Source organism: Roseateles sp. (assembly GCF_049240545.1).
In the GTDB taxonomy this organism is placed as follows: Bacteria; Pseudomonadota; Gammaproteobacteria; order Burkholderiales; family Burkholderiaceae_C; genus Paucibacter_A.
Map to the genome: position 1 here is coordinate 1 of NZ_JBMLSK010000051.1, position 2,316 is coordinate 2,316.

The 2,316-nt window shown below is 67.1% G+C and carries 3 protein-coding genes; all 3 read right to left on the bottom strand.

Annotated elements, in window-relative coordinates:
- Window positions 1–709, bottom strand: a 709-nt coding sequence (locus ACOVRJ_RS03430) for a ParB family protein (RefSeq protein WP_422042501.1), incomplete at its 3' end; no start/stop codon positions are given.
- 38 nt (window positions 710–747) lie between these two features.
- The gene (locus ACOVRJ_RS03435) at window positions 748–1,617 is read right to left on the bottom strand and encodes a ParA family protein (protein WP_422042502.1); all 870 of its coding nucleotides are present in this window, start codon (window positions 1,615–1,617) and stop codon (window positions 748–750) included.
- Window positions 1,618–1,678: 61 nt separating this feature from the next.
- On the bottom strand, window positions 1,679–2,266 hold the full coding sequence (locus tag ACOVRJ_RS03440) for an RNA polymerase sigma factor (protein WP_422042503.1): 588 nt from the start codon (window positions 2,264–2,266) through the stop codon (window positions 1,679–1,681).
- Window positions 2,267–2,316: the final 50 nt, after the last annotated feature.

Consider the following 2,316-nt stretch of genomic DNA (forward strand, 5'->3'; position numbering starts at 1 on the left):
CCGCCGGCGCAGGATTCCTCCTGATGCGGTGTGTCAAGTGTGTGTAAGGCTCAGCCTGCGCATGGCGCCGCAAGGCGTTCAGGCGCGGCTGCAGCGTCTTCACGTCCAATCCGGCCAAGTCCGGCACCGCGTCGCCCAGCACACGCAAACGATCGGTCGCGTACAGGTAGAGCGCCAGGGTGGCCGTGTTCACCGCCAGGCCCAGGCCGTGCAGCGCGTCTTCCAGCGGTCGAATCGTCAGCACCCTGCCCTGCTCCGCTTCCAGCCGCGCCTTGAGGGCCACGATGCCCGTGGCGCGGTCCCAGAAGCTCATATCGCCACGCTGCTCGTTCTCGATCAGGTGCGCGGTCAGCACGTGGCGCTCCGACTGCCAGGGCCGGTACAGCACCTGCAGCCGAAGAAACCGGGGGTCCTTTGTCTCCGCCCAGAGCTGGCGCAAGGCGAGCAGCCGGGTGTTGCCGCCGGCCTCGACGATGTAGTGCGCGTCACCAGGCCGCTGCGTCACCGTGATTGGCGTGCGCAGGCCACCGGCGCGGATCGACTCCTTGATGTCGTCGAACTTTGCGTTCTTCGTCCGTCGCGGGTTGTGCTCGTAGAGCCGTATCTCCTCGATGCCGAGCTCGATCTGGCAATCGGCACCAGGCCCGGCCTGCGCAGGCAGGCTGCGCGCGTTGTTGCCCGGGTTGCCCACCGACAGCGACTCGGCCACCCGCCGACTGCGTTCGTCGAGCCCATTCCTGCCGGCGCTCACGACGACACCCCCTGCACGCGACGGCCATCGGCCAGCACGCCGCGCAGGCTGGGCATCAGCTCCCAGGCCAGGCAATGCATCACCGACCAGGCGCTCGGCATCGTGCCCTCGCGCCGCCGCTCGTGCTGATGGACCGGGATGCGAAGGGTGGCCGCTTCCTTGTAGGCCTTGGCATGCGGCACGACGGTCTTGAGCAGCGACACCCGTGGCTGTAGCTGGTCATGGGGCTCGTCATGCGGATGGGCAAGCTCACGCGCGATGCCGGCCACGATCAGTCGGGCATCGGCTGTGCGGTCCTGCCGGTAGATCACGGCTTTCACCGGCGCCAGTGGCGCTCCCAGTGCGCTGCCCGGCTCCAGCCGCTCGAGCAGTTCCATCGTCCCGTCGCGGAACTCCCGCGCCGACAGGATCTCGGGCGTGATCGGCGAAACCAGTACGTCGGCCGCCATGACGGCTGCGTCCTGCAACGGGCCGATCGCACCCGGCGTGTCGATCAGGACGCAGTCGTAGGCCGAAGGGACGAGGCCTGCACGCAACGCCTGCCGCAGGCGGAAGCCGCGGTCGATGCGCCCGAGCAGCCAGTTGGGCAGCCGCCCCTCCGGATCGTCCGAGGCCACCAGGTGGAGGTTCGGATAGACCGTGGGCGTGATGCTCGCGGCGACCACCTCGCCGCGGACGATGACCTCGGTGAGGCCCGCCACGGGTTGTGGTGGTGACAGTGGGAAATACTTCGACAGCGACGGCTGCACGTCGGCGTCGATCAGGAGCACGCGCAGGCCCATGTCGGCCAGCAGCGCCCCCAGGTTGGCGGTGAGCGTCGTCTTGCCGACGCCTCCCTTGGTGCTCGCGATGGTGAAGATGATCATCGATTCCCTGTCGAATCAGGACGGTGATCAGGCATACGGAATCGCGCCGAAAAGTGTCGGGTCAGTCCTTCAAATAGTTGCCGAGCCCCTGCTGCTCGAAGATCCGCCGGATGCGCTTGATCTCCTCATAGAGCGTGCCGCGCGGGATTCGGAGCCGCTCCGCGGCCTCTTTGATCGAGAGCCCCTCTTCTGCGAGCAGGAGGCACAGGCGCTGCTGGGCCGGTGTCAGCAATGCGGACACGCGCATCAGGTCGATGCGCGCATGGCGGCTGTCGATGCCGCCGGAGTCCGGCGCGGCCTGCTCGTCGGCCAACACGTCGCCGAGCGTGAGGCCGTCTTCGGTACCGTCGATCGGCGCTTCAAGCGAAAACGCGCCGGGGTCACCGGCGCGCTTGTCTGCTGTCATCTCACGGACCAGGTCCGTCAACTTGTTGCGGAGCACCTGGGCCATGTAGGCCACGGGTGGTCGTGGGTCAGGCTCAGGCGGTATTCGCCGCCGCACGACGATCCAGTGCGCCAAGCACTCCTGCATGAGGTCGTCGAACTCCTCACGCTGCAAGATCCTGTGCCGTCGCCGGTATTCGCTGACCAGCTTCTTCGCAGTGGCAATTTCCCAATTGCCCAGCCCCTGCTCTTCTTTGAGAGCCATGTTCCCCCCCGTCGGCTTGACGGAGAGGGGATCGGGCGAAATTCAACAGA

Excerpts from the sequence above, each read along its gene's own strand:
- ACOVRJ_RS03435 (WP_422042502.1), bottom strand. The coding sequence starts at position 1,617 with ATGATCATCTTCACCATCGCGAGCACCAAGGGAGGCGTCGGCAAGACG.
- ACOVRJ_RS03440 (WP_422042503.1), bottom strand. The coding sequence starts at position 2,266 with ATGGCTCTCAAAGAAGAGCAGGGGCTGGGCAATTGGGAAATTGCCACT.